At 41.1% G+C, this 6,381-nt stretch carries 8 protein-coding genes; all 8 read left to right on the top strand.

Annotated features, from left to right (window positions below):
* Positions 1-150: 150 nt before the first annotated feature.
* The 8 genes from AWT60_RS12295 to AWT60_RS12260 all read left to right on the top strand — a co-directional run bounded on the left by AWT60_RS12295 (position 151) and on the right by AWT60_RS12260 (position 6,349).
* Positions 151-372, top strand: a complete 222-nt coding sequence (locus AWT60_RS12295) for a hypothetical protein (protein WP_034280349.1) — start codon at positions 151-153, stop codon at positions 370-372.
* A 118-nt stretch (positions 373-490) separates the two neighbouring features.
* Positions 491-1,621, top strand: a complete 1,131-nt coding sequence (locus AWT60_RS12290; RefSeq protein WP_218677307.1) for a S8 family peptidase — start codon at positions 491-493, stop codon at positions 1,619-1,621.
* Between the two features lie 116 nt (positions 1,622-1,737).
* Positions 1,738-2,382, top strand: a complete 645-nt coding sequence (spoIIM, locus tag AWT60_RS12285) for a stage II sporulation protein M (protein WP_024422873.1) — start codon at positions 1,738-1,740, stop codon at positions 2,380-2,382.
* A gap of 110 nt (positions 2,383-2,492) precedes the next feature.
* Positions 2,493-2,945, top strand: coding sequence for a ferric iron uptake transcriptional regulator (fur, locus tag AWT60_RS12280; protein WP_003215577.1), 453 nt, complete (start codon positions 2,493-2,495; stop codon positions 2,943-2,945).
* A 117-nt stretch (positions 2,946-3,062) separates the two neighbouring features.
* Complete coding sequence (locus AWT60_RS12275; RefSeq protein WP_024428058.1) at positions 3,063-3,290, top strand: YqzK family protein; 228 nt, start codon at positions 3,063-3,065, stop codon at positions 3,288-3,290.
* A gap of 6 nt (positions 3,291-3,296) precedes the next feature.
* Positions 3,297-4,187 carry a site-specific tyrosine recombinase XerD gene (gene xerD, locus AWT60_RS12270; protein ID WP_041109682.1) on the top strand — a complete coding sequence of 297 codons (891 nt, stop codon included), beginning with the start codon at positions 3,297-3,299 and terminating at the stop codon, positions 4,185-4,187.
* 153 nt (positions 4,188-4,340) lie between these two features.
* Positions 4,341-5,525: a phosphopentomutase gene (deoB, locus tag AWT60_RS12265; protein WP_024422869.1), complete on the top strand. Its 1,185-nt coding sequence runs from the start codon at positions 4,341-4,343 to the stop codon at positions 5,523-5,525.
* Between the two features lie 11 nt (positions 5,526-5,536).
* A complete protein-coding gene (locus tag AWT60_RS12260; RefSeq protein ID WP_056767204.1) occupies positions 5,537-6,349 on the top strand; it encodes a purine-nucleoside phosphorylase in 813 nt (270 codons plus the stop codon).
* Positions 6,350-6,381: the final 32 nt, after the last annotated feature.

Here is a 6,381-nt window from a genome sequence, read left to right as displayed (position 1 = left end):
CAAAGGTTTTCTATCACGCTGAATAGAAGACAAAGGGTTAAAATAAAGATCATTTTAGCCCTTTGTCAACAATTTGAGATAGACGTTTTTACGTCTATCTTTTTTATGTAACATCGTGTATCATAACGTCAACGAAAGGGGTTTTGCCAAATGGGAAAAAGCAAAGCAAAGAAAAAACGAGAGCATATCCAAAGGCAGCAGAGCCGAAATCCAGAACTGTCGAGAGGAAACATGCCGCATTTTAGCACACACGAAAGGAAGACAAAAACAAAACAAGAAGCCTTGCAGCACATGATGAAGAAACATAAAGGACGAAATGCTTATGATCACTATCAAGAGGATCATAAGCATTTTTATTTTGCTTTTTTGTGACAACTAGATCAAATAAATGGAAAAATTTTTAAAAATAGGACAAACGGTCGTTTCTTTTTGTCTAAAAATGTAGTTAAATGACAAAAAGAAACGAAAGACGAAAGGGAGAGTGAGTATCGTGAACGTCAAGTCATTTGGAGCAGGGCTTTGTATGGCAAGTGTGCTTGTGGCATCGGTCATGTTTGGCGCGTCAGGTATTTCTGCAAAGGAGCAAGCAAAAAAAGAGTACATGATCGGCTTTTCTTCTTCCGTTCAAGACAAAAAACAAAAACAGCTTGTAAAAGAAGCTGGCGGGCATGTGAAAGAATCAATAGAGCAAATAGATATGATGAAAGTGTCGTTGAATGAGACTTCGAAAAAGAAACTGAATGAAGCAAAAGAAGTGACCTTCATCGAAGAAGACCAAAAAGCAAAAACTAGCGGTCAAACTGTTCCATACGGCATCAAAAGCATCAAAGCACAAAAGGTACATAAACAAGGATACGCTGGACAGAATGTCAAAGTAGCCGTTCTTGACAGCGGCATCGACGGTAAACATGAGGATTTACATGTCACCGGCGGGGTGAGCTTTGTACCGGCAGAGTCTGATCCGCTTGTTGATCCGCATGAACATGGAACGCATGTGGCAGGCACAATTGCCGCATTAGATAATAAGGTAGGTGTCGTTGGTGTTGCGCCAAAAGCTTCTATCTATGCTGTCAAGGTGGCAGATGAAAATGGTGACGGCTACTATAGCTGGATCATAAAAGGGATTGAATGGGCCATTGAGAATGACATGGATGTCATCAATATTAGTATGGGGGGAGCAAGTGAATCTGAGGCGCTGAAAGAAGCGGTAGATCGAGCGTATGATAAAGGGATTCTCATTGTGGCTTCTGCAGGGAATGAAGGAAGCTATGGCTCTCTCAATACGATTGACTATCCGGCTAAATACAGCTCAGTGATGGCGGTTGCCTCTGTTGACCAAAAAAAGCAAAGAGCCTTTGATTCATCTGTTGGCGAGGAAATCGAAGTCTCAGCACCAGGCGTTTCAACGCTGAGCACCATTCCTCATAATGAATATGGCTACATGAGCGGAACGTCAATGGCTTCACCGCATGTAGCGGGCGCTGCGGCTGTCATTCTATCAAAACATCCGAATCTGACAAACGATGAAGTACGCGAGAGATTGTCAAAAACGGCGACAAAGCTTGGAGAACCTTTTTATTACGGTGCCGGGCTTGTGAACGTACAAAAAGCCGCACGATAAATGAAAAAGAGAAAGCAGTGAGCAGGCTGCTTTCTCTTTTTTCTTTCGATAAAACTGTCATGTTTCGTAATCTCTCTCATAGAATCTAGTAACCTTACTATTTGGGAGGAAGACACATGCGGAAAAAGTCTTGGAAGGAGCATCTTCTTCAGCACGTAAAAGATCATCTCTCGATTTATTTATTTGTCTCTGTACTCTTTTTAATGGGTGTGATCTTCGGGGCAATCATTGTCAATAGCATGACATTCAGCCAGAAAGAGGATTTATTCTATTATTTAAATCAATTTTTTGGTCAACTGACAAATGAGAAAGCAGCTGAATCAAAAGAAATGTTTTTACAAAGCTTCCTGCATCATATGAAATATTTAGGCCTTATGTGGATACTGGGAATCTCCATCGTTGGTCTGCCGCTTATCTTTCTTATGATCTTTTTAAAAGGAATTGTTGTTGGGTTTACTGTTGGTTTTCTCGTGAATCAAATGGGGCTGAGTGGATTTTTTCTCTCGTTCGTATCGGTGCTTCCGCAAAACATTTTGCTCATTCCAGCCTATTTAGTAATTGGCACTTGTGCGATTGCGTTTTCCATCCGTCTCATTGGACAGCTCTTCATGAAAAAAACCATTAGTCAAGCACCCGTCCAGTGGTTTGGCCGGTATGCATCTGTTCTGCTGATGATTTTAGCGCTTGCTGCACTGTCGTCTTTTTTTGAATCGTACATATCATTCATGCTGATGAAAAAGCTGGCAGGTGTTCTTTTATAATTGTTATTAATTAATAATCAATTTATTTATCAATTTAAAATGATTATAGTTGGCTCTCAGCACATCATTTGATATAATGATCAAGTAATGTGGCGTAGGAGGGAAAGTCAATGGAAAATAGGATTGATCGAATTAAGAAACAGCTTCATTCTTCCAGCTACAAGCTCACGCCACAGCGTGAAGCCACAGTAAGAGTACTGCTTGAGAATGAAGAAGACCATTTAAGTGCAGAAGATGTATACCTCCTCGTAAAAGAGAAGTCTCCTGAAATTGGTCTTGCTACTGTTTATCGGACGTTAGAATTGCTCACTGAACTGAAAGTTGTTGATAAAATTAACTTTGGAGACGGCGTTTCGCGATATGATCTTCGCAAAGAAGGAGCCGCTCACTTCCATCATCATCTTGTCTGCATGGAATGCGGAACAGTCGATGAGATAGAAGATGATTTATTAGAAGATGTCGAAGAGATTATTGAACGTGACTGGAAATTTAAAATTAAGGATCATAGATTGACATTCCATGGTATTTGCCATCGGTGTCATGATGATGAATCCGGCAAATAATCCGAATTGGAACCTTTTCATTTAAGATGAAGAGGTTTTTTGCATTTTCGCTGTATATTCCTTGTCCCACCTGGCATATGCTGAAGTAATGAAAAGGTGAGAAAGGACTTGAAGTTTATGCGAAAATGGCTCAAAACAACAGGTGAAGTGATCAAAGTATTTATCTTGTTCACTGGTTTTACCGTCCTGTTCTATTATGCTATGATATGGATAAATTCAGAATATGAAAGCTACCATCGTTATGATAAACCAGAGGGTGCAGCAATTAAAGTGATGGAAATGGATCAGCCGAATCAAGACAATTGGCAAGACCGATTGATTTATTTTTATCAAAACGGGGAGTAGAAATCATTGAACGATCAATTATCCGACTTTATTCATTTTATGACCGTAGAGAGAGGACTCTCTGAAAATACCATTGTTTCTTATAAAAGAGATTTACAGAACTACTTGTCTTTTTTAATGACACATGAACAGCTGACGGATATTAGCGATGTCACGCGTCTGCATATCATTCATTATTTAAAGCAGTTAAAAGAGGAAGGGAAATCAAGTAAAACGTCTGTACGGCATCTATCATCGATTCGTTCCTTTCATCAATTTCTGCTTCGGGAAAAAGTGACAACGGATGACCCGTCATGGAACATTGAAACGCAAAAAACAGAGCGGACTTTACCGAAAGTTCTATCATTAGGGGAGGTCGAAAAGCTGCTTGATACACCAAATCAGCACACTCCCTTTGACTACCGAGACAAAGCAATGCTTGAGCTCTTATATGCAACAGGCATTCGCGTCAGTGAAATGCTGGATCTGACCCTTGCCGATGTTCACCTCACAATGGGCTTTGTCCGCTGTTTTGGAAAAGGAAGAAAAGAGCGTATTGTGCCAATCGGTGAAGCTGCTGCAAGCGCAATTGAAGAATATCTCGAAAAGGGAAGAAGCAAGCTGTTAAAAAAACAGCCGTCAGATGCCTTGTTTCTCAATCATCACGGGAAAAAAATGTCTCGGCAGGGCTTCTGGAAGAACTTAAAAAAACGAGCCATCGAAGCAGGGATTCAAAAGGAACTGACGCCTCATACGCTCAGACATTCATTTGCTACACACCTGCTTGAAAACGGTGCGGACTTAAGAGCCGTACAGGAGATGCTCGGACATGCCGATATCTCAACAACACAAATTTACACACATGTGACGAAAACAAGACTGAAAGATGTGTATCACAAATTCCATCCAAGGGCATAAGTAAAGCATGACACAGTGAATGGGTGTCATGCTTTTTCATGTTTACACCGTTTATGGTTGTCAACTGGCTTGTAAACGGTTTATACTTGAGATGTCTGACCTCTCACTGTTTGTAAGGTCAAAAGACAAGAATATTGAAGGAGGCGCTTTTTAATGCCTGATTATCAGTATAAACGCATTTTTCTCGTCGTCATGGATTCAGTAGGAATTGGGGAAGCACCAGATGCTGCTGATTTTAATGATGTAGGTGCAGATACACTTGGACATATTGCTGAAAAAATGAACGGGCTTCATATGCCGAATATGGCGAAGCTTGGGCTGAGTCATATTAAAGAAATCAAAGGAATTCCAGCGGATGAAAAACCGCTTGCGTATTATGGAAAAATGCAAGAAGCATCAAACGGTAAAGACACAATGACAGGACACTGGGAAATCATGGGTCTTTACATAGACACACCGTTCAAAGTCTTTCCAGAAGGATTCCCAGATGAACTACTAAATGAATTAAAAGAAAAAACTGGCCGGGGTATTATTGGAAATAAACCTGCGTCTGGTACGGAAATTTTAGATGAGCTTGGCGAAGAGCACATGAAAACAGGCGATTTAATTGTTTATACATCTGCGGATTCTGTGCTGCAAATTGCTGCGCACGAAGAAGTTGTGCCATTAGATGAGCTTTACCGTATTTGTGAAATTGCCCGTGAACTCACATTAGATGAAAAATATATGGTTGGACGGATTATCGCTCGTCCGTTTGTCGGAGAGCCTGGCGCATTTGTTAGAACGCCAAACCGTCATGACTATGCGTTAAAACCATTTGACCGTACAGTCATGAATGAACTGAAAGATGATGGACTCGATGTCATTGCGATCGGAAAAATCTCTGATATTTATGATGGCGAGGGGATCACATCATCTCTTAGAACAAAATCAAACATGGATGGAATGGACAAGCTGGTCGATACACTTAAAACAGACTTTACAGGACTCAGCTTTTTAAACCTTGTTGATTTTGATGCTCTTTACGGACATAGAAGAGATCCAGAGGGTTATGGAAAAGCATTAGAAGAATTTGACGCACGTCTTCCTGAAGTGTTTGACCTGTTGAAAGAGGATGATCTTCTTGTGATCACAGCAGATCATGGTAATGACCCAGTTCATCACGGAACAGATCATACAAGAGAATATGTTCCGCTCATTGCTTACAGCAAAAAGCATCAGGAAGCAAATGAACTGCCAACAGCAAAAACGTTTGCTGATCTTGGGGCAACCGTTGCAGATAATTTCAAGATAGCGATGCCAAAATACGGAACAAGCTTTTTATCTAAACTTAAATAGGGGGAAATCTCGTGGGAGCACAGTTTTCAGAAGCGGCGGCATACATTAAACAAGCATCGACATATGTACCAACAGTTGGATTGATTTTAGGATCAGGGCTTGGCATTTTAGCAGATGAGATTGAAAATCCAATCAAAATAAAATATGAAGATATTCCCGGATTCCCTGTTTCAACAGTAGAGGGACATGCAGGGCAGCTCGTGATCGGAACGCTGAAAGGCACTGTCGTTTGCGCGATGCAAGGACGTTTTCATTTCTATGAAGGATATGATATGAAGCAAGTGACGTTTCCTGTCCGTGTGATGAAAGAAATTGGCATTGACACATGTATTGTCACAAATGCAGCCGGCGGTGTGAATACGTCGTTCCGTCCAGGAGATCTCATGCTGATCACAGATCATATCAATATGATGGGAACCAATCCATTAATTGGCCCAAATGACAGTCAAGGCGTTCGTTTCCCTGATATGTCTGCACCGTACGATAAAGAATTGCTGGCACTTGCAGAAGAAACAGCCCAGCGTTTAGGCATATCTGTACAGCAAGGGGTTTATGCAGGGATGACAGGCCCTTCATATGAAACACCTGCTGAAGTTCGTTTCTTAAGAACACTTGGAGCAGATGCTGTTGGAATGTCGACTGTTCCAGAAGTGATTGTTGCGCGTCATGCAGGAATGAAAGTGCTTGGCATTTCATGCATTTCCAATGCGGCATCTGGTATTTTGGATCAGCCGCTATCTCATGATGAAGTGATCGAAGTAACGGAAAAAGTGAAAGCAAGTTTTCTTGATTTAGTAAAAGACATTGTCAAACAACTTTCATAGCATGTGTCCAGAAGCCTTCTGCTACCCAAGCA

The sequence above is a fragment of the Bacillus sp. F2HM genome, assembly GCF_019266135.1.
Taxonomy (GTDB): Bacteria; Bacillota; Bacilli; order Bacillales; family Bacillaceae; genus Bacillus; species Bacillus safensis.
Note: the sequence above shows the minus strand (reverse complement) of the source record. Positions and strands in the feature narration are given on the sequence as shown.